Raw genomic sequence first — 18,861 nt, 5'->3', positions numbered from 1 at the left:
CGAGGCTTTTTCACGCACCGGTGGTCGATCCGGGCCGCACGATCATCAGCACCGTCACCACGGCCCACAGCAGATTGAACATCCCGGTGTACATCGCCACCCGCCCGGCGGTGACCGGCGCCGACGGCGGCTCCGCGTCCAGCGCGGCGAGGATCGCGTTCTGCCCGGGCAGCACCAGCAACGCCAGCACACCGGCGGCCGCGGCGGTGAGCACGATCGACACGATCACCCACGCGTCGCCGAAGACCCGCATGCTGCCCGCCGTCGCCAGCGCGAAGAACGGCACCGCGATACCGAAGATCGCGTAGACACGGCAGATCCGGTTGAGCGCGCGCAGCACGGACAGGCCGGAACCCGGTTCGGCGAAGGCCTTTCGCGCCGCGGCGGGGAACATGCTCGCCGCGACGGTGACCGGGCCGACCGCGATGACGGCGGCGAGCACGTGGAGGATCAAGAGGATTTTCGACACGCCGCCGAGCCTATGATCGTCACCGCGGTGCCCGGTACCGGTGTTTTCGACAGATGTCGCAGGATTCCGGCCATCCGGCTACGTCCGACGACGTACGCGTGGTGCCGCCCGTGAACGGATGTGGTGACCGCCTCCCCCGCGACACCATTCGTCACCATGAACCTTCCCGTGGACACAGACGAACTCACGAAACGGTACGGCGAACAACTCGCCGTGGACCGGATGGAACTGACCGTGCTGCCCGGCGAGATCTACGGTTTCCTCGGCCCGAACGGCGCCGGCAAGACGACGACGTTGCGAATGCTGCTGGGCCTCGTCCGGCCGACTTCCGGCAGCGTCCGGCTGTTCGGCAGGCCGCCCGGCGACCTCGACGGGGTCGGCGCCCTGATCGAATCGCCGGGCTTCTACCCGTACCTCTCCGGCTCGGACAATCTCAAAGTACTGGCCCGCTACAGCGGAACGGATCCGTTGCGCGTCGGCGAAGTGCTGGCGATGGTCGACCTCGCCGATCGCGGCAAGGACCGGTATTCCACCTACTCCCTCGGCATGAAGCAGCGGCTCGGGGTCGCGGCGGCACTGCTGAAGGACCCGCGGCTGCTGATCCTCGACGAGCCGACCAACGGGCTCGACCCGGCCGGGATGGCCGACATGCGGGTGCTGATCCGGCGGCTCGGCGCGGAGGGCTGCACCGTGCTGCTGTCGAGCCATCTGCTGGGCGAGGTGCAGCAGATCTGCGACCGCGTCGGCGTCGTCTCGCACGGGCGGCTGGTCGCGGAGAACACGGTGGCCGAACTGCGTGGCGGCACGGTGCTGCACATCGAGTCCGACGAGATCGCGCGTGCCACCGGCCTGCTGCGGCGCTGGATCGGCGCGGAGAACGTCCGCGAGAGCGGCACCGGTCTCGATCTGACCGTGGAGCCGGAACGCGCGTCGTGGCTGAACCGCGAACTCGTCACGGAAGGGATCGCGGTGCGGGAACTGCACGTCCGCGAACGGGATCTGGAACAGGTCTTCTTCGAGCTCACCGGAGAGGTGGCAGGTCATGTGGGGTAGCTGCACCGCCGAACTGGCGAAACTCGTCCGGCGTCCGGCGAACTGGTTCATGCTGGGGATCGCCGTCACGCTCGGCCTGACCTTCACCTATCTGCTGCCGCTCGCGGGCGCGGCGGGCTCGTCGAGCGGGGCCCCCGGTACGGATCGCGGGCTGGCCGCGACCCTGCCGTCCAACCTGGTCGGCAACGCGATCGGCGGGCTGCCGGTGTTCCTCGGGGCGATCCTGCTCGTGCTCGGGGTGCTGGCCGTCGGTACCGAATACGGCTGGAGTACGTGGAAGACCGTGCTGACACAAGGGCCTTCGCGGCTGACCGTCTACAGTGGAAAGTTGTTCGCGCTGGCCGTCGCTTCGCTGACCGTCGTGCTGACGAGCTTCGCGACCGGCGCGATCACCAGCGCGCTCATCGCCTCCTCGGAGGGCGAGCCGATGAACTGGCCGTCGTTCGGCGCGGTGCTGACCGGGATCGGCGCCGGCTGGCTCATCGCCATGACGTGGGCGGCACTCGGCGCGGCGCTCGCCATCGCGATGCGCGGGGTCGCGCTGCCGATCGGGCTCGGCCTGGTGTGGCTGCTGGTGGTGCAGAACCTGCTGTTCGGGGTCGCGGCCCCGCTGGTGGACTGGGTCGGCACGCTCCAGCTGGCGCTGCCGGGAGCCAACGCCGGTTCGCTGGCGGCGTCGCTCGGTGCTTCGGGTGCGACGCCGGGCGTCGGGGAACTCGTCGGCGCCTCGCAGGCGACGCTGGTGGTGGCCGGCTACCTGGTGGTCTTCGCCGGTGTCGGTGGCTGGCTGCTGCGGCGCCGGGATGTCCTCTGAAAGTCCGTGAAGGCCTCCTTCCCTACCCTCAAGGTAGTGAAGGAGGCCTTCACGGACGGCTAGGCGAGGCCGTCGAGGTCCGCCAGGACGTCGGCGGGCAGTTCGAGTTCCGCGGCGGCGACGTTCTCCCGCAGGTGCGCCGGCGAGGACGTGCCCGGGATCAGCAGGATGTTCGGCGACCGCTGGAGCAGCCACGCGAGCGCGACCTGCATGGGCGTCGCGCCGACCCGGCGGGCGCAGTCGTCGAGCACGCCCGATTGCAGCGGCGTGAACCCGCCGAGCGGGAAGTACGGCACGAACGGGATGTTGATGGCCGCGAGGGCGTCGAGGAGCCCGTCGTTGGCGCGGTTCGCGACGTTGTACTCGTTCTGCACGCAGACGACCGGTGCGATGGCGCGCGCTTCCTTGACCTGCTCCGCCGAGACGTGGCTCAGGCCGAGGTGCCGGATCAGGCCCTGCTGCTGGAGTTCGGCGAGCACCTCGAACGGCTCCGTGATCGAGACCGGGATCGGGAAGACGCCGTGCTCCCCCGCGAGCCGCAGGTTGACCACGTCGAGGACGTCGAGGCCGAGGTTGCGCAGGTTGTCGTGGACCGCGGAGGTCAGCTCCTCCCGCGAGAGCGCCGACGGCCAGCCCTTGTCCGGAGACCGCTTCGCGCCGACCTTCGTGACGATGTGCAGCTCGTCCGGGTATGGGTGCAGGGCCTCGCGGATCAGCTCGTTGGTCGTGTGCGGACCGTAGAAGTCGCTGGTGTCGATGTGGGTGACGCCCAGCTCGACCGCCTCACGGAGGACGGCGATCGCGGCGTCGCGGTCGCTCGGCGGGCCCCAGATGCCGGGGCCGGACAGCCGCATGGCGCCGTAGCCCATCCGGCTCACGGTGAGATCGCCGAGGGTGAGGGTGCCGCCTGGGCTCATGATCGCTCCTTGTGCAAGTGGGTTCCGCTCACCTTATGCAGGTTCTCCTCAGTCGGCGCGTGCGGGAAGGGAGCAAGGGACCTTTGCTACCACTCGGGGCGCTGACCTGCGCGAACAGCCAGGCCGACCAGCTGGTTCGCCAGCCCTTCGGTCAGGCCGTGGACGAACATCGCCTGGCCGTCGGGCGCTCCGCGTTCGGCCAGGACCGTCGCCACGGCCTCGCCCGGGTTCGCGTAGGGCCACAGTCCCGCGACGAGGATGAAGACCGCCTTCGCGAAGTACCCGGCCGCTTCGGCGTCCAGCGTCACTCGAGCGCGGACGATCCCGGCGAGCCGCTCGGTCCGTTCACCGGCCCGCGTCTTGAACGCCCGCGCGGTCTCCACGGAGATGTTGCGTTCCAGTACCGCGGCCATCGTGCTGATCAGCTCGCACAGCAGGCGCTGCCGCGAGATCGACGTCGCGATGACGGTCGCGACTCGCTCGTAGCCGGGCCCGTCGAGGGCGCTCAGCTCACCTTCGAGCTCGTCGAGCCACGAGACCCAGGCCGAGTCCAGGACCTCCAGGAAGATCGCCTCCCGGCTGTCGAAGTACCGCAGCACGTTCGACTTCGCCAAGCCCACCCGATCGCTCAGTTCCCGCAAACTGATCCGGGAGACGGGCCGCTCGGCCAGGAGTTCGCGCGCCACCCCGAGGATCGCCGCGCGCCGGGCCTCGACCTGTTCCGGCCGCCGTGCGCGCTGGAAGTCGGGTGCCACGCGGCGCACGGTACCAGACCACCCGGCTGTTATTCGGCGTTCGCGGCCCTCCGCGCCTGCACCCGCTTGTAGCTCCAGATCAGCAACGCGAACAGGATGAGCCCGGAAAGGATCAGGCTCGACCCGGTGCTCCAGCCGCCGAGCGGCAACCCCGGCACGAGTCCCCAGACGACCCCCGCGGCCAGCAGCCCGAGCCCCGCGAGCACCGAACCCGCGATGCGCAGCGGAGACGAAACGCTGTCCTCCGCCGCCTTCATCGCCCTGTCGCGGATCGGATCGACGTACTTCTCCACGGCGGGGAACTCCGAGGCCAGCACGAGCAGACCCGCGAGCACCAGCAGCAACCCGGGCCCTGGCAGCACGAGCAACGCGATACCGACCAGCAGGAGAATGAGGCCCGCGATGAGGATCAACACCTGCTTCACGGGTTTTCCGATGCCCACCGTCGTCTCCTCGCCGTCGTCCGTTCCTTTCGATTGTGCCGGTCGGGACGGGAAAGCGCTGGTCCTGATGGTCTGTTTCGGCAGAGACCGTTCGTCGGGGTGATGAACCGTCCAACCCAAGGAGGACCCGATGCGCTACATGTTGCTGATCTGCGGGACGCCGTTTCCCGGCGCGGACGACTGCGAGGACCCGCTGGACGAGCGGACCCAGGAATGGGTCGACGAGATGACCGCCCGCGGAGTGCGGCTGTCCGGCAGCAGGCTCCGGTCGGCGGCCACCGCGACCACCGTGCGCCACCGCGACGGCGAACTGCTCGTCTCGGACGGGCCGTTCGCCGAGACGAAGGAACAGATCCTCGGCTACGACCTGATCGAGTGCGCCGATCTCGACGAGGCGATCGAGGTCGTGTCGAAGCATCCGGTGTCGAAGTTCGCGACCGTCGAGATCCGGCCGGTCTGGCCGACCCCCTGAACGCTGGCCGGCGGGTGCGAGTGTCACCGCGAGTAAGAGGTGTGTGGATATAGGGACGTTAGATGTCCCTATATCCACACACCCCGTCGTGACCGGACCGGTCACGACGGGGTGTGTGGGCTCCCTGAACGCGCCACGAGAGCAAAGGTCCCTTCCTCACCCACCGGCCAGCAACTGCTCGAACGGCACGAACCCGCTCTCCGGAGCCCCAACCGGCGAATCCGACGACAGCCGCGAGGCGAGTTCCCGCCCAGCCCGCGACGCCCGCTTGTCGAGGTCTCCCGGAGAAGCCCAGTCCGACGAAGCCGCGTACACCGCCGTCGCGACCGGCTCGGCGCGAAGGTAGGCGAAGAGCGGACGCAGCGCGAAGTCGAGCACCAGCGAGTGCCGTTCGGTCCCGCCGGTGGCACCGATCAGCACCGGCTTCCCGTCGAGCGCCTTCTGGTCCAGCACGTCGAAGAACGACTTGAACAGTCCGCTGTACGACGCGGTGAACACCGGCGTCACGGCGATCAGGGCGTCCGCGGTGGTCACCGTGTCGATGGCCGCACGCAGGGCCGGGGAAGGGAACCCGGTCAGCATGTTCTTCGTGACGTCGACGGCCAGATCGCGGAGTTCGATCACCTCGATCTTCACCTCCGGCAGCGCGACGGAAACCGCCGCGGCGAGCTTGTCGGCGAGCAACCGCGTCGAGGACGGCTGGCTCAGACCGGCGGTGACGACAGCGATCGTGGTCATGCCAACACCTCCAAACGAGAAGCGTGCGTAGGGGCTTCCGGCACGTGCGCCGGCCGAAGCGAGTCGAGTTCCTTGCGCAGCACCGGGATCACGTGCTCGCCCAGCAGGTCGAGCTGTTCCAGCACGGTCTTCAGCGGCAAGCCGGCGTGGTCCATCAGGAACAGCTGGCGCTGGTAGTCGCCGAAGTGCTCGCGGAAGGTCAGCGTCTTGTCGATCACCTCTTGCGGGCTGCCGACGGTCAGCGGCGTCTGCTCGGTGAACTCCTCCAGCGACGGCCCGTGCCCGTACACCGGCGCGTTGTCGAAGTACGGCCGGAACTCCCGCACCGCGTCCTGCGACTTGGGCCGCAGGAACACCTGGCCGCCCAGTCCGACGATGGCCTGGTCCGCCTTGCCGTGCCCGTAGTGCTCGTACCGCTCGCGGTAGAGGTTGATCAGCGCCTGGAAGTGCTCCTTCGGCCAGAAGATGTGGTTCGCGAAGAACCCGTCGCCGTAGTAGGCGGCCTGTTCCGCGATCTCCGGGCTGCGGATCGAGCCGTGCCAGACGAACGGCGGAACCCCGTCGAGCGGACGCGGCGTCGAGGTGAACTCCTGCAGCGGCGTCCGGAACTTGCCGGACCAGCTGACCACGTCCTCGCGCCACAACCGGTGCAGCAGGTGATAGTTCTCGATGGCGAGCGGGATCCCCTGCCGGATGTCCTGCCCGAACCACGGGTACACCGGGCCGGTGTTGCCGCGTCCCATCATCAGGTCGACGCGGCCGTCGGCGAGGTGCTGCAGCATCGCGAAGTCCTCGGCGATCTTCACCGGGTCGTTCGTGGTGATCAGCGTGGTCGAGGTGGAAAGGATGATCTTCGACGTCTGCGCGGCGATGTAGCCGAGCATCGTCGTCGGCGACGAAGGCACGAAGGGCGGGTTGTGGTGCTCGCCGGTCGCGAAGACGTCGAGGCCGACTTCCTCGGCCTTGAGCGCGATCCGCACCATCGCCTTGATCCGCTCGTACTCGCTGGGCGCCTCCCCGGTGGTCGGGTCGGTCGTCACATCGCCCACCGTGAAGATTCCGAACTGCATGACCTGCTCCCTAGGCCGGGGTTACTTTGCTTGAGCGTTCAACTTCACGCACGCGAGAAGTATTCCAGACCATCGGCGCGGGCTGAAAGGGTGACTTGATCGGCCCGGAAAGTGACCGCCCCCACACTCGAATCCATGTGGCTCACCTCCCTGCTTGTGACAACGTTGACATTCGCTCTCACGCCGGCCACCACCCCCGAACCGACCGTCGCGGCGACGATCTGCGCCAAGTACTGCGACAGCCGCGACCCCGCCTTGGCCGTCGGCGAAAGAAGACCTGGCACGGCGTCCGTCTGGGGCCGCGCCATCACGCTGCACCTCTCCGACGGCGACAACATGGGCTGGGGCAGCATCGGCGACGGCGACCCCGGCGACGAAGTCTGGCTCGACCGCTCCTTCGACGGCGGCCGTACGTGGGCGGGCGACAGCCGGATCGGCGACACGAAGATCCCGGTCGGCCAACGCGGCTGGCGCACCCTGATGTTCAACGTCGACGACCCCGCCACCCACCGCTTCGGGGCCCTCCGCGCCTGCGGGAAGGCGGGCAACCGGCCGGAAATCGCCTGCACGCCTTGGTTCCGCACCACGGTCGCCGCCAAGGACCGCACGGAAGCCGCGGCCACCGCGCTCATGCAGTTCTACGACAACGGCACCGGGCTCTGGCAGACCACGGGCTGGTGGAACTCGGCGAACGCGCTCACCGCGATCCTCGACTACAGCACGCGAACCGGCTCGCAGAACTACCGCTACGCCATCGGCAACACCTTCGACCGCAACCGCGGCGACAACTTCACCAACGAATACATCGACGACACCGGCTGGTGGGCGCTCGCCTGGATCCGGGCCTACGACCTCACGAAGGATCGCCGCTATCTCGACACCGCCGTCATCGCGGCGGACTATATGTACTCCTATCGCGACGGGACCTGCGGCGGCGGGCTCTGGTGGTCGACGGCGAAGACGTACAAGAACGCCGTCACCAACGAGCTGTACGTCAAGGTGGCCGCCTCACTGCACAACCGGCTCCCCGGCGACACCCGGCAGCTGGCGCGGGCCCGCGAGGTCTGGGACTGGTTCCGCGCCAGCGGCATGATCAACGGGAGTTCCCTGATCAACGACGGCCTGAACGCCTCCTGCGCCAACAACGGCCAGGCCGTCTGGAGCTACAACCAGGGAATCGTCCTCGGCGCGCTGGTCGAACTGCAGCGCGCGACCGGTGACGCCGCCCTGCTCACCACGGCCCGGCGGCTCGCGGATGCCTCCACCACCACGTCGCTCCTGCACGCGAACGGGATCCTGCGCGACCCGTGCGAATCCGGCGACTGCGGCGCCGACGGGCCGTCGTTCAAGGGCGCATACGCCAGGGGGCTCGGCGAGCTGGACCGGGCGCTGGCGGGCAGGCCGTACCGCGCTTACCTGACGCGCCAAGCGAACGCGACGATCACGAACAACCGCACGTCGCTCGACCAGCACGGCCTGCGCTGGGCGGGACCGGTCGACAAGATCGACGCCGCCCGTCAGCACAGCGCGCTGGAGGTCCTCACCGCAGCTCTCTGAGAACCGGATCGGGCACGTGCAGCCAGGCGCGGACCTCGGTCTCCTTCTCGTGCACGAGCACCTGCCGGTAGCTCATCGTGTCGAGACCGGGGCCGCCCTGGTCCTGGACGTCCTCGTGGAACCGGTCCGACACGAGCACCACCACGGGCGACTCGTCCGGCGCTTCGGCGAGCGCGTCCCGCAGCACGCGTGAGTCCAGCAGCCGGGCGAGCAGCACCTTCGGCCGCCCCGTCACGCCGTACTCGTCGAGCGCGATCTCGCCGGCGTGGATCGCCACCCGCACCCGGATCCGCAGGCCGGGTTCGGTGACGACGTTGTAGCGGGCCAGTTCCGCGGTCAGCCGGGAAAGCAGCGGATACACCAGGCGGAACTTCGGGAAATGCGGCGGGACCACGACGATCATGCCGTCCCCGGTGTCGCGCTTCAGGCACGCGTCCCAGGCGATCCCGCTGGCCTCGAAGGCCGTGGCGAGGAGGCCGAAGAGCATCCGCCGGACCTGGACGAAGATCTCGCTGCTGCGGCCGACCTGGCCGAAACCGGAGATGTCGATCGAGAACAGCCCGCAGTGCATGCCGGATTCGACCCACGCCGTCGGCGGCGGGTAGAGGATCTTCGTCCGCAACCTGGCGAGGTGGACGCAGGTCACGGTGACGAACAGGATCGTGCCGAAGAGCCAGGCGAACGAGAGCATCGCCTCCGACTCGCCCTCCGACGCCGCCCGCTCCAGCAGGAACGTCATCGCGACGGCGATGCCGCCGTAGCCGAGCACGAACAGCCAGAGGATGCCCCGCCGCAGCCGGATCGCGGCGTGCGCGACCGGGAGCAGCGCGAGCATGCCGAAAGACCCGACGACCACCACGAAATACCAGAGACTCACGACGCGTTGTGCGGTCGAGACGCGTGTGCGACCGGTTCCGACGGCCACCTTGTTCCCCCCGTCACCCTGTGACACCGGAAACGATAACGCCTCATCCGAGGCCGGTGGAAGTCGCTTTCCCCAGCCGTGACCCGCCCATCGGGACAGGGTGATGCGCCACACCGGGGGCTCGGGACAACGAAGCTGTCGGAGGGGGCGGATATCCTCCAGTACGGTGTCGCGTTGAACACCACCTCCACGAGCTAGTTCGCGAGCCACGACTCCAGGAGAAGTACCCAGTGACTGCTGAGACCCTGTACGGGGCCGACGACCTGACGCATCTCGAGGGTCTGGAAGCGGTCCGCAAGCGCCCCGGGATGTACATCGGCTCCACCGACAGCCGCGGTATCAACCACCTGTTCTCCGAGGTCGTGGACAACTCGACCGACGAGGGCGTGGCGGGTCACGCCACGAAGATCGTGGTCACCCTGCACGCCGACGGCAGCGTCCAGGTCGACGACGACGGCCGTGGCATCCCCACCGGCACGCACGCCAAATCCGGTTTGTCCGGTGTCGAGCTGGTGCTCACCAGGCTCCACGCGGGCGGCAAGTTCGGCGGCTCGGGCTACAAGACCTCCGGTGGTCTGCACGGTGTCGGCGCTTCGGCGGTGAACGCGCTGTCGCACCGCTTCGACGTCACGGTGAAGCAGAGCGGCAAGGTCCACCAGATGTCGTTCGCGCACGGCGTCCCCGGCGTGTTCGACGGGCCCGGCCCGAAGGCCAAGTTCACCCGCAAATCCGGGCTGAACGTGACCGGCAAGATGAAGCGCGGCGAGCGCTCCGGCACGTCGATCCGGTACTGGTACGACTCGCGTTACTTCGAGAGCGGCGCCGCGCTCGACGTCGAAGGCGTCCGCGCGAAGATGCGCAACACCGCGTTCCTGGTCCCCGGCGTCACGTACGTGTTGCGCACCGCCGTGGACGACACGATCAGCGAAGAGACCTTCCACTTCCCCAACGGCCTCGCGGACATGGTCGACTTCCTCGCCCCGGACAGCGAAAAACCCGTCTGCGGCACGCTGATCATCAACGGCGAGGGCACGTACAAGGAGAACGCCGCCGACGCCAGCGGTGTCATGCAGTCCAATGTGGTGCGTCACGCGGAGGTCGAGGTCGCGCTGCGCTGGGGCACCGGCTACGAACGCACGGTGGAGTGCTTCACCAACACCATCCGCAACGTGCACGGCGGCACCCACCGCCGCGGTTTCGACCGCGCGGTGCTGAAAGCCTTGCAGGACGCCATTTCCAAAACCCGCGGGCTGCTCAAGCCCAAGGAGGACATGCCGACCGTCGAAGACGTGCTCGAAGGCATGACGGCGGTCGTCCACGTCCGGCTGCCCGAGCCGCAGTTCACGTCGCAGACCAAGGACGAGCTGTCCACCGCCGGCATCACCCGCGTCATCCAGGGCATCGTCGACAAGCACATCCGCGCCTGGACCGAAGAGCGCAAGACCAAGTCCGAGGCGAAGATCGTGCTGCAGAAGGTGGTCGACGCGGCACGCGTCCGGCTCACCCAGAAGCAGCAGAAGGACGCGGCCCGGCGCAAGACCGCGCTCGAAGGCGCGGCGATGCCGCCGAAGCTGGTCGACTGCCGCACCACCGGCGTCTCCCGCAGTGAGCTGTTCCTCGTCGAGGGTGACAGCGCCCTGGGTTCGGCGCGGATGGCGCGCGTCTCGGAGTACCAGGCGCTGCTTCCCTTGCGCGGCAAGATCCTCAACGTCCAGAAGGCGTCGCTCGGCGACACCTTGAAGAACGCCGAGATCGCCTCCATCGTGCAGGTGCTCGGCGCGGGCAGTGGGCGCACGTTCGACCTGTCGACCATGCGCTACGGCCGGGTGATCCTGATGGCCGACGCGGACGTCGACGGTTCGCATATCCGCACGCTGCTGATCACGCTGTTCGCCAAGTACATGCGGCCGGTCATCGAGGACGGCAGGCTCTACGCCGCGATGCCGCCGCTGCACAAACTGGTCACCAAGGGCCGCAACCCGGAAACCCATTTCACCTTCACCCAGAAGGAGATGGAGACCAAGTACGCGGAACTGGAGCGGGCGGGCAAGCAGATCGTCACGCCGGTGCCGCGGTTCAAGGGTCTCGGCGAGATGGACGCCGACGAGCTGTGGGAGACCACGATGAACCCGGCCACCCGCTCGGTCCGCCGGATCACCCTCGACGACGTCGAAGCCGCGGAGAACGCGCTCGAACTGTTGATGGGCGAGAAGGTCGAGCCACGCCGCAACTGGCTGGTCGAATCCTCCGACCGGGTCGACCGCGAAGCCATCGACGCCTGATTTCGCTGCTATTCAAGGAGCTTTGAGCAATGGCACGCCGCAAGGGCACCACCACCAAGGTCGATCCCTCCGCGTTCGACAAGCCCGGCGCGAACGTCTTCGACAATTCGCTGAAGACGGAGATCGAGGATTCGTACCTGGAGTACGCCTACTCGGTCATCCACTCGCGGGCGCTCCCGGACGCGCGGGACGGGCTGAAGCCGGTGCACCGCCGGATCATGCACTCGATGAACGAGAACGGCTACCGGCCTTCGCACGCGTACGTGAAGTCGGCGCGTGTCACCGGCGACGTGATGGGCAAGTACCACCCGCACGGTGAGACGGCGATCTACGACGCCATGGTCCGGCTCGCGCAGGACTTCTCGCTCAACGTCCCGCTGATCGACGGGCACGGCAACTTCGGCTCCCCCGACGACGGCCCGGCCGCCTCGCGGTACACCGAGGCGCGGCTGTCCCCGGAAGCGATGCTGCTGGTCGGTGAGCTCGGCGAGGACACCGTCGACTTCCGGCCGAACTACGACGGCTCGCTCGAAGAGCCGTCGGTACTGCCCGCGGCCTTCCCGAACCTGCTGGTCAACGGCACGTCCGGGATCGCGGTCGGGATGGCGACCAACATGATCCCGCACAACCTGTCCGAGGTCATCGGCGCGGCGCGGTGGCTGATCAACCACCCGAACGCCACCCTCGACAAGCTGATGGAGTACGTCCCGGGCCCCGACCTGCCGACCGGTGGTTCGCTGCTGGGGCTGGACGAGGTCCGCCGCGCGTACGAGACCGGCCGCGGTGTGGTGCGCATGCGCGCCAGCGCCGAGACCGGGCCGCTGGAGGGCAGCCGCGGCCGTCAGGCGATCACCATCACCGAGCTCCCGTACGGCGTCGGCCCGGAGAAGGTGATCGAGAAGATCACCGACGAGGTCAACAAGTCCAAGCGGCTCACCGGCATCGCCGACGTCAAGGACCTCACCGACCGCGAGAACGGCACGCGGCTGGTCATCGAATGCAAGGTCGGCGTGAACCCGCAGGCGCTGCTGGCGGATCTGTACCGGCTCACGCCGCTGGAGCAGTCGTTCGGCATCAACAACCTGGTGCTGGTGGACGGGCAGCCGCAGACGCTGGGGCTCAAGGCGCTGCTGGAAGTCTTCCTCAGCCACCGCTACGAGGTCGTCACCCGCCGCACGCGATATCGGCGCCGCAAACGCGAAGAGCGTCTGCACCTGGTCGACGGTCTGCTGATCGCCCTGCTCGACATCGACAAGGTGATCAAGCTGATCCGCGACAGCGAGAACGCCGCGGCCGCGAAGGACGGCCTGATGAAGCGGTTCAAGCTCTCGGAGATCCAGGCGACCTACATCCTGGACACCCCGCTGCGGCGGCTCACCAAATACGACCGGATCGAACTCGAAGCCGAGCAGGACAAGCTGCGCGGGGAGATCGCCGAGCTGTCGAAGATCCTCGACGACGAGTCGGTGCTGAAGAAGGTCGTCTCGGCCGAGCTGGCCAAGGTCGCCAAGGACCACCCGACCGAGCGCCGCACCGCGCTGATCGACGGTGACCTCAAGGAGGTCCTCGCCGCGTCGAAGCCGTCGGGTCCGCTGGAGGTCGCCGACGATCCGTGCCAGGTGATCCTGTCCGCCACCGGGCTGGTCGCCCGGACCGCGGCGGAATCGGAGGAGGCGTCGGAAGTGCGGCGCCGCAACGGCCGCGTCAAACACGACTCGGTGGCCGCGGTGGTCCATTCGACCGCGCGCGGGCAGGTGCTGCTGGTGACCAACCGCGGCCGCGCGTTCAAGACCGACGTGCTGCCGCTGCCGGTGCTGCCCGAGCAGGCGGGCACCGTGTCGCTTCGAGGCGGAATGGCCGCGAAGGAACTGGTGCCGCTGGAGAAGGGCGAGCGCGTCATCGGCCTGGCCCCGCTCGGCGAACAGGCCGCCGGCTCCCCCGGCCTCGCGCTCGGCACGAAGCACGGCGTCGTGAAGGTGTGCGCGCCGGAATGGCCGGTCCGCTCCGACGAGTTCGACGTGATCAGCCTGAAGGACGGCGATGAGGTCGTCGGCGCCACCTGGCTCACCGACGGCAACGAGACGCTGGCGTTCCTGTCGTCCGAAGCGTCACTGCTGCGCTACGCCGCTTCGTTGGTGCGGCCGCAGGGTCTCAAGGGCGGCGGCATGGCGGGCATCGTCGTGCGCGGCGATGCGGAAGTGGTCTTCTTCGGCGCGATCCGCACCGACGACGCCGAACACGGCGAGCCGATGGTCGTCACCGCGACCGGCGCGAGCGTGAAGGTGACCCCGTTCAGCGAGTACCCGGCCAAGGGCCGCGCGACCGGCGGTGTCCGGGCGCAACGGTTCCTCAAGGGCGAAACGAGGCTGATCGTCGGCTGGATCGGCCCGCGTCCGGCCGGTGCCGCCCGCAACGGCGACCCGGTGGAACTCCCCGAGGTCGACCTCCGGCGCGACGGCTCCGGCCACGCCCACCCCGGCCCCGAGGTCGTCGGTCACCTCATCGAACGCGACTGACCCCGCACTCGCGTGATTGGGCGCGGAACTCGCGTGATGGGAGCCGTAACTCGTGAGTTACGCCCCCAATCACGCGAGTTCCGGCCCCGATCACGCGAGTTCCGCGCCCAATCACGCGTGTCGTCCGTCTGATCACGGGTGTCGTCCGCCCAAGCACGGGTGTCGTCCGCCGGGCCGCCGGATCCCGGGTGGTAGCAAAGGTCCCTTGCTCCCTCAGCGGCCGAGCAGACCCTTCGCGATGTGTGTCACCTGGATCTCGTTGCTCCCCGCGTAGATCATCAGCGACTTCGCGTCCCGCGCCAGCTGCTCCACCCGGTACTCCGCCATGTACCCGTTGCCGCCGAACAGCTGCACGGCCTCCATCGCGACCTCGGTGGCCGCCTCCGACGAGTACAGCTTCATCGCCGAAGCCTCGGCCAACGTCGGCATCTTGCCCGCGCGCAGGGTCTCGATCAGCTGGAAGACCATGTTCTGCACGTTGATCCGCGCGACCTCCATCTTCGCCAGCTTGAGCTGGATCAGCTGGAACCGCCCGATCTCCTGGCCCCACAGCTTCCGGTTCTTCGCGTAGTCCACGCACAGCCGGTGACATTCGTTGATGATCCCGAGCGCCAGCGCCGCGACGCCGATCCGCTCGACGGCGAACCCGGACTTCACCTCGGCCTTGCTGTCACCGTCGCGGCCGCTCTCGGATTCGCCGAGCAGCCGGTCCCGCCCGAGCCGGACGTCGCTGAAGAACAGCTCGCCGGTCGGCGACGACATCATGCCCATCTTCTTGAACGGCTTGCCCTGCGTGAGCCCGGGCATCCCCTTGTCGAGCACGAACGTCAGCACCTTGCGGTCCCGCACGTCCGAGCCGTCGTCGAGCTTCGCGTACACGATGATCGTGTCGGCATAAGGCCCGTTGGTGATGAACGTCTTCTGTCCATTGAGGACGTACTCGTCACCGTCACGCCGCACCGACGTCTTCATGCCGCCGAAAGCGTCCGAGCCGGAGTCGGGTTCGGTGATCGCCCACGCCCCGACCTTCTCGAACGTCGCCAGCCCGGGCAGCCAGCGCTCCTTCTGCGCTTGCGTGCCCTTGGTCAGGATCGTCTGCGCGGTCAGCCCGATGCTCACGCCGAGCGAAGCGACGATGCCGAGGCTGACCCCGGCCAGCTCGCTCACCGCGATGAGCGCCATCGCCTCCTGCCCACCGAACGCCAAGCCGCCGCCACCCGAGCCGCGTTCCTTCGACAGCAGTTTCGACACCGATTCCCGCGCGAGCGCGTCAATGCCGAAGGACGCGAACATCTTACGGATGATGTCGTACGGCGGCAGCGTGCCGCTCTCCAGCGCGTCGAGGTGCGGACGGATCTCCTTGTCGACGAACTCCCGGATCGCGTCCCTGATCAGCAGTTCGGTCTCGGACCACTCGATCACGGGAGCCTCGCGGCGATGTCGTCGATCTCCCAGGCCGCCTCGGTTTCGATCACCTTGACGTCGTGCCAGCCCGCGAGTTCGGAGATCGCGCCGCCCTGCACCGCGAACACCTTGCCGGTGAGCGGGCACTTCTCGGTCGCCAGGTAGGCCACCAGCGGCGAGATGTTCGCCGGGGAGAACGCGTCGAACTCCCCCTCTTCGACCTCCTGCGCGAAGATCGCGCCCATGCCCGGCGTCGCCAGGGTGAGCCGCGTGCGCGCGATCGGCGCGATCGCGTTGACCCGCACGCCGTAGCGCTCCAGCTCCTCGGCGGCGACCAGCGTCAGCGCGGCGATACCCGCCTTCGCGGCGCCGTAGTTCGCCTGGCCCGCGTTCGGCAGCGTGGTCCCGGACGCCGAGGCGGTGTTGATCACCGAACCCGCCACCGGCTCGCCGGCCTTGCTCGCGCTCTTCCAGTAGGCGGCCGCGTGCCGCAGCACCGCCGCGTGCCCCTTCAGATGCACGGCGATCACGGAATCCCACTGGGACTCCTCGAGACCGGCGATGAACGCGTCGCGCAGGATGCCCGCGTTGTTCACGACGACGTCGAGCCTGCCGAACTCGTCCACCGCCTGCGTCACCAGTTCGGCGGCACCCGTCCAGTCGGCGACATTGGCCGTGTTCGCGACGGCCTTCCCGCCCGCCGCGCGGATCTCGTCGACAACCTCCTGCGCGGGCCCGGCGTCGCTACCGCTGCCGTCGTTCGCCCCGCCGAGGTCGTTGACCACGACGCTCGCGCCCTCCCGCGCGAACAGCAGCGCGTGCTCGCGGCCGATCCCGCGTCCGGCGCCGGTGATGACGGCGACGCGTCCGTCGAGTGCTCCCATGGCTTTGCTCCTACTCCGCGAATTCCGCGAGACCGTCTTTGATCACGACGGTGTCGCCGACGCTGGTTTCGAACGCGTAGCTCCCGGCGCCCGCGCGCCAGATATGCGTCGTCAGGTCCTGGCCGGGCAGCACCGGCTTGGCGAACCGGACGGCGAACCGTTTCAGTCTGTCCACATCGGACCCGGCGACCTCGGTCAGCAGCGCCCACGAGGTGAACGCCATGGTGCACAGGCCGTGCGCGATGATTCCCGGCAGTCCCGAATCCTTCGCGACCTCTTCGTCGAGATGGATCGGCATGGGGTCGCCGGCGGCGGGCGCGTACCGATACGTCTGGTCGTCGTCGACGTGCTGGTTCACCTTCGCCACCGGCGCCTGCGCGCGGAGGGCTTCGTCGAACTTGTGGTCCGGCCCGAGTTCGCCGCGGGTCTCGCCGGTGTCGAACCCGCGCACGAACAGCGTCACGTACTGCTCGTTGACCAGGTCGCCGTCGTCGGTCCGGCATTCGAGGTGGATGGTGCCTCGGGTGCCGTTCGGCAAGCCCTCGTAGCCGGTCATCCGCGCCCGCGACACGAGCTTGTCGCCTGGACGGATCGGCCGGTGGAACCGGAATTCCTGCTCCCCGTGCACGATCCGGCCGAACAAGCCGACCGGGACGACCTCGAGCGCGGGTTCCATCAGCGACTCGAACACCGGCACGATCGCGAACACGGGGCTCGCGACGTCCCCGGCGAGATGCGCCGGGATCGGGTCGTTCGTGGCCTTCGCGTACTCGATCAGCCGCTCGCGGGTGACCTCGAACCGCGACTCGCCGGTCCACTTGCCGAGTCCGCCGGGGTCGAACCGCTCGGTCACGAGACCAGCGCCTTGAAGTTCTCGAGCGAGGCGTCGAGGTTCTTCTTGCCGTCCTTCTCGACAGCCTTGCCGAGCGCGCCGACGATCATCTGGCCGGCGAACTCCGCGTCGATGCTGGCCAGTGAACCGTCTCCGGACGCCTCCACCGACAGCTCGAACTTGACCTTCACCCCGGCCATCCCGGTGCCGGAGATCGCGAGCTTCGACGGCGCCTCGAACTCGTCGACGGTCCAGGTGATCGTGTTCGGCATCCCGAGCATCGTGACGACCTCGGAAGCCTGTGCCCCCTTGGAGAATTCGGCCGGGACCTCGCCCTTCCACTTGGTGTGGATGGTCAGCCACTTCTCGAAGTTGTTGGGGTTGGAGAACTCCGCCCACACCTTGTCCGGAGCGGCGGGGAGTTCGACGGAGGCACTGATCTTGCCCATGGTTCTTCCTTTCGGGGTCAGCGCTCGGCGCGCTGGTAGGCGGTGACGACGGCGGCGCCGCCGAGTCCGATGTTGTGCTGCAACGCGGCCTGGACGCCGTCGACCTGGCGTTTGCCGGCGGTCCCGCGCAGCTGCCAGGTCAGTTCGGCGCACTGCGCGAGGCCGGTGGCGCCGAGCGGGTGTCCCTTGGAGATCAGCCCGCCGGACGGGTTGACGACCCACTTCCCGCCGTAGGTGGTGTCACCGGAGTCGACGAGCTTCCCGGCCTCCCCTTCGGCGCAGAGCCCGAGCGCTTCGTAGAGGAGGAGTTCGTTGGCGGAGAAGCAATCGTGCAGCTCGATGACCTGGAAGTCCGCCGCACCGAGCCCCGCCTGGTCGTACACCTGGCGGGCGGCCTGGGCGTTCATGTCGTAGCCGATGATGTTCTTCGCGGTGCCGTCGAAGGTGCTGGCGAAGTCGGTGGTCATCGCCTGCCCGACGATCTCCACGGCCTGCCCGGCCAGCCCATGCGAGTCCACAAAGGACTCACTGGCGAGGATCGCCGCGCCGGAACCGTCCGAGGTCGGCGAGCACTGGAGCTTCGTGAGCGGGTCGTAGATCATCCGCGAGTCGAGGATGTCCTGCAGGGAATAGCTTTCCTGGAACTGCGCGTACGGGTTGTTCACCGAATGCCGGTGGTTCTTCTCGCCGATCTTGGCGAAGTGCTCGGCGGTGGTGCCGTAGGTCTTCATGTGCTCGCGGCCTGCCGCGCCGAACATCCACGGCGCGGGCGGAAAGAGCACCTCCGAGATCTCCGCGAGCGCCTGGATGTGCCTGCCCATCGGCTGCTCGCGGTCGTCGTAGGTCGAGCCCAGTGATCCAGGCTGCATCTTCTCGAAGCCGAGCGCGAGCGCGCAGTCCGCGCGGCCGCCCCGGATCGCTTCCGCGGCCAGGTAGAGCGCGGTCGACCCGGTCGAGCAGTTGTTGTTGACGTTGACGACCGGGATCCCGGTCATGCCGAGCTCGTAGACCGCGCGCTGCCCCGAGGTCGACTCGCCGTAGACGTAGCCGACGTAGGCCTGCCGCACCTCGTCGAAGGAGATCCCGGCGTCGGCGAGCGCCTTGGTCCCGGACTCCTTGGCCATCTGCGGGTAGTCCCAGCCCTCGCGGCGTCCGGGTTTCTCGAACTTCGTCATGCCCACGCCGACGACGTACACCTTGTTGGCCACCACGACGCTCCTTGTCGTTGCCGGGTCGCTGCTGCCACTGAAGATACAGACAGGACTGTATTTATCAACCCCT

18 protein-coding genes are annotated in these 18,861 nt (G+C 68.3%); 6 read left to right on the top strand and 12 right to left on the bottom strand.

The window, feature by feature from the left end; translation table 11 throughout:
• Nucleotides 1-10 precede the first annotated feature (10 nt).
• Nucleotides 11-469 (bottom strand): hypothetical protein, encoded by a 459-nt coding sequence (locus AORI_RS47520; RefSeq protein WP_016331695.1) that lies wholly within the window; start codon nucleotides 467-469, stop codon nucleotides 11-13.
• A gap of 156 nt (nucleotides 470-625) precedes the next feature.
• Between AORI_RS47520 and AORI_RS47515 the strand changes: the two genes are divergently transcribed.
• Both AORI_RS47515 and AORI_RS47510 read left to right on the top strand, forming a co-directional pair.
• A complete protein-coding gene (locus tag AORI_RS47515) occupies nucleotides 626-1,522 on the top strand; it encodes an ABC transporter ATP-binding protein (RefSeq protein WP_043847929.1) in 897 nt (298 codons plus the stop codon).
• Complete coding sequence (locus tag AORI_RS47510; RefSeq protein ID WP_016331693.1) at nucleotides 1,512-2,336, top strand: ABC transporter permease; 825 nt, start codon at nucleotides 1,512-1,514, stop codon at nucleotides 2,334-2,336. Before AORI_RS47515 ends, AORI_RS47510 begins: the two co-directional genes overlap by 11 nt.
• 59 nt (nucleotides 2,337-2,395) lie before the next feature.
• Here AORI_RS47510 and AORI_RS47505 read toward each other — a convergent pair whose 3' ends face one another.
• From AORI_RS47505 to AORI_RS47495, 3 genes are all read right to left on the bottom strand, one after another.
• Nucleotides 2,396-3,253 carry an aldo/keto reductase family oxidoreductase gene (locus tag AORI_RS47505; RefSeq protein WP_016331692.1) on the bottom strand — a complete coding sequence of 286 codons (858 nt, stop codon included), beginning with the start codon at nucleotides 3,251-3,253 and terminating at the stop codon, nucleotides 2,396-2,398.
• Nucleotides 3,254-3,339: 86 nt separating this feature from the next.
• On the bottom strand, nucleotides 3,340-4,017 hold the full coding sequence (locus tag AORI_RS47500) for a TetR/AcrR family transcriptional regulator (RefSeq protein ID WP_016331691.1): 678 nt from the start codon (nucleotides 4,015-4,017) through the stop codon (nucleotides 3,340-3,342).
• A gap of 20 nt (nucleotides 4,018-4,037) precedes the next feature.
• Entirely contained in the window at nucleotides 4,038-4,451 is a 414-nt protein-coding gene (locus AORI_RS47495) for a PGPGW domain-containing protein (RefSeq protein ID WP_016331690.1), read from the bottom strand.
• Nucleotides 4,452-4,581: 130 nt separating this feature from the next.
• Between AORI_RS47495 and AORI_RS47490 the strand changes: the two genes are divergently transcribed.
• Nucleotides 4,582-4,923 (top strand): YciI family protein, encoded by a 342-nt coding sequence (locus tag AORI_RS47490; RefSeq protein ID WP_016331689.1) that lies wholly within the window; start codon nucleotides 4,582-4,584, stop codon nucleotides 4,921-4,923.
• Between the two features lie 156 nt (nucleotides 4,924-5,079).
• Here the strand turns inward: AORI_RS47490 and AORI_RS47485 are convergent, their stop codons facing one another.
• Nucleotides 5,080-5,661: an FMN reductase gene (locus AORI_RS47485; protein WP_016331688.1), complete on the bottom strand. Its 582-nt coding sequence runs from the start codon at nucleotides 5,659-5,661 to the stop codon at nucleotides 5,080-5,082.
• Nucleotides 5,658-6,731 (bottom strand): LLM class flavin-dependent oxidoreductase, encoded by a 1,074-nt coding sequence (locus tag AORI_RS47480; protein ID WP_016331687.1) that lies wholly within the window; start codon nucleotides 6,729-6,731, stop codon nucleotides 5,658-5,660. Before AORI_RS47480 ends, AORI_RS47485 begins: the two co-directional genes overlap by 4 nt.
• A 135-nt stretch (nucleotides 6,732-6,866) precedes the next feature.
• Between AORI_RS47480 and AORI_RS47475 the strand changes: the two genes are divergently transcribed.
• Entirely contained in the window at nucleotides 6,867-8,288 is a 1,422-nt protein-coding gene (locus AORI_RS47475; RefSeq protein WP_043847927.1) for a glycoside hydrolase family 76 protein, read from the top strand.
• On the opposite strand, the gene AORI_RS47470 is transcribed toward AORI_RS47475, so the two are convergent.
• The gene (locus AORI_RS47470) at nucleotides 8,272-9,165 is read right to left on the bottom strand and encodes a hypothetical protein (RefSeq protein ID WP_228688308.1); all 894 of its coding nucleotides are present in this window, start codon (nucleotides 9,163-9,165) and stop codon (nucleotides 8,272-8,274) included. The genes AORI_RS47475 and AORI_RS47470 overlap by 17 nt on opposite strands.
• 278 nt (nucleotides 9,166-9,443) lie before the next feature.
• On the opposite strand from AORI_RS47470, the gene AORI_RS47465 reads away from it, so the two are divergent.
• Together AORI_RS47465 and AORI_RS47460 are read left to right on the top strand one after the other, a co-directional pair.
• Entirely contained in the window at nucleotides 9,444-11,495 is a 2,052-nt protein-coding gene (locus AORI_RS47465; protein ID WP_016331684.1) for a DNA gyrase/topoisomerase IV subunit B, read from the top strand.
• Nucleotides 11,496-11,524: 29 nt separating this feature from the next.
• Complete coding sequence (locus AORI_RS47460; protein WP_016331683.1) at nucleotides 11,525-14,011, top strand: DNA gyrase/topoisomerase IV subunit A; 2,487 nt, start codon at nucleotides 11,525-11,527, stop codon at nucleotides 14,009-14,011.
• Between the two features lie 213 nt (nucleotides 14,012-14,224).
• Here AORI_RS47460 and AORI_RS47455 read toward each other — a convergent pair whose 3' ends face one another.
• From AORI_RS47455 to AORI_RS47435, 5 genes are read right to left on the bottom strand one after another with little or no spacing between them, the layout of a single operon-like run.
• Nucleotides 14,225-15,433, bottom strand: coding sequence for an acyl-CoA dehydrogenase family protein (locus AORI_RS47455; protein ID WP_016331682.1), 1,209 nt, complete (start codon nucleotides 15,431-15,433; stop codon nucleotides 14,225-14,227).
• Nucleotides 15,430-16,299 carry an SDR family oxidoreductase gene (locus AORI_RS47450; protein ID WP_016331681.1) on the bottom strand — a complete coding sequence of 290 codons (870 nt, stop codon included), beginning with the start codon at nucleotides 16,297-16,299 and terminating at the stop codon, nucleotides 15,430-15,432. Before AORI_RS47450 ends, AORI_RS47455 begins: the two co-directional genes overlap by 4 nt.
• A 10-nt stretch (nucleotides 16,300-16,309) precedes the next feature.
• The gene (locus AORI_RS47445) at nucleotides 16,310-17,152 is read right to left on the bottom strand and encodes a MaoC/PaaZ C-terminal domain-containing protein (RefSeq protein WP_016331680.1); all 843 of its coding nucleotides are present in this window, start codon (nucleotides 17,150-17,152) and stop codon (nucleotides 16,310-16,312) included.
• A complete protein-coding gene (locus AORI_RS47440) occupies nucleotides 17,149-17,580 on the bottom strand; it encodes a type II toxin-antitoxin system Rv0910 family toxin (protein WP_016331679.1) in 432 nt (143 codons plus the stop codon). Before AORI_RS47440 ends, AORI_RS47445 begins: the two co-directional genes overlap by 4 nt.
• Nucleotides 17,581-17,597: 17 nt before the next feature.
• Entirely contained in the window at nucleotides 17,598-18,791 is a 1,194-nt protein-coding gene (locus tag AORI_RS47435; protein WP_016331678.1) for a lipid-transfer protein, read from the bottom strand.
• Nucleotides 18,792-18,861 lie beyond the last annotated feature (70 nt).

This window comes from Amycolatopsis keratiniphila (genome assembly GCF_000400635.2).
GTDB classification, from domain to species: Bacteria; Actinomycetota; Actinomycetes; order Mycobacteriales; family Pseudonocardiaceae; genus Amycolatopsis; species Amycolatopsis keratiniphila.
The sequence above is the reverse complement of the archived record's forward strand: the minus strand, read 5'-3'. Positions and strand labels throughout refer to the sequence as shown.

What these genes read in the sequence shown, in the direction of transcription:
- AORI_RS47515 (WP_043847929.1), top strand. Translation starts at nt 626, where the DNA reads ATGAACCTTCCCGTGGACACAGACGAACTCACGAAACGGTACGGCGAA.
- AORI_RS47510 (WP_016331693.1), top strand. Translation starts at nt 1,512, where the DNA reads ATGTGGGGTAGCTGCACCGCCGAACTGGCGAAACTCGTCCGGCGTCCG.
- AORI_RS47505 (WP_016331692.1), bottom strand. Translation starts at nt 3,253, where the DNA reads ATGAGCCCAGGCGGCACCCTCACCCTCGGCGATCTCACCGTGAGCCGG.
- AORI_RS47490 (WP_016331689.1), top strand. Translation starts at nt 4,582, where the DNA reads ATGCGCTACATGTTGCTGATCTGCGGGACGCCGTTTCCCGGCGCGGAC.
- AORI_RS47485 (WP_016331688.1), bottom strand. Translation starts at nt 5,661, where the DNA reads ATGACCACGATCGCTGTCGTCACCGCCGGTCTGAGCCAGCCGTCCTCG.
- AORI_RS47480 (WP_016331687.1), bottom strand. Translation starts at nt 6,731, where the DNA reads ATGCAGTTCGGAATCTTCACGGTGGGCGATGTGACGACCGACCCGACC.
- AORI_RS47475 (WP_043847927.1), top strand. Translation starts at nt 6,867, where the DNA reads ATGTGGCTCACCTCCCTGCTTGTGACAACGTTGACATTCGCTCTCACG.
- AORI_RS47460 (WP_016331683.1), top strand. Translation starts at nt 11,525, where the DNA reads ATGGCACGCCGCAAGGGCACCACCACCAAGGTCGATCCCTCCGCGTTC.
- AORI_RS47450 (WP_016331681.1), bottom strand. Translation starts at nt 16,299, where the DNA reads ATGGGAGCACTCGACGGACGCGTCGCCGTCATCACCGGCGCCGGACGC.
- AORI_RS47440 (WP_016331679.1), bottom strand. Translation starts at nt 17,580, where the DNA reads ATGGGCAAGATCAGTGCCTCCGTCGAACTCCCCGCCGCTCCGGACAAG.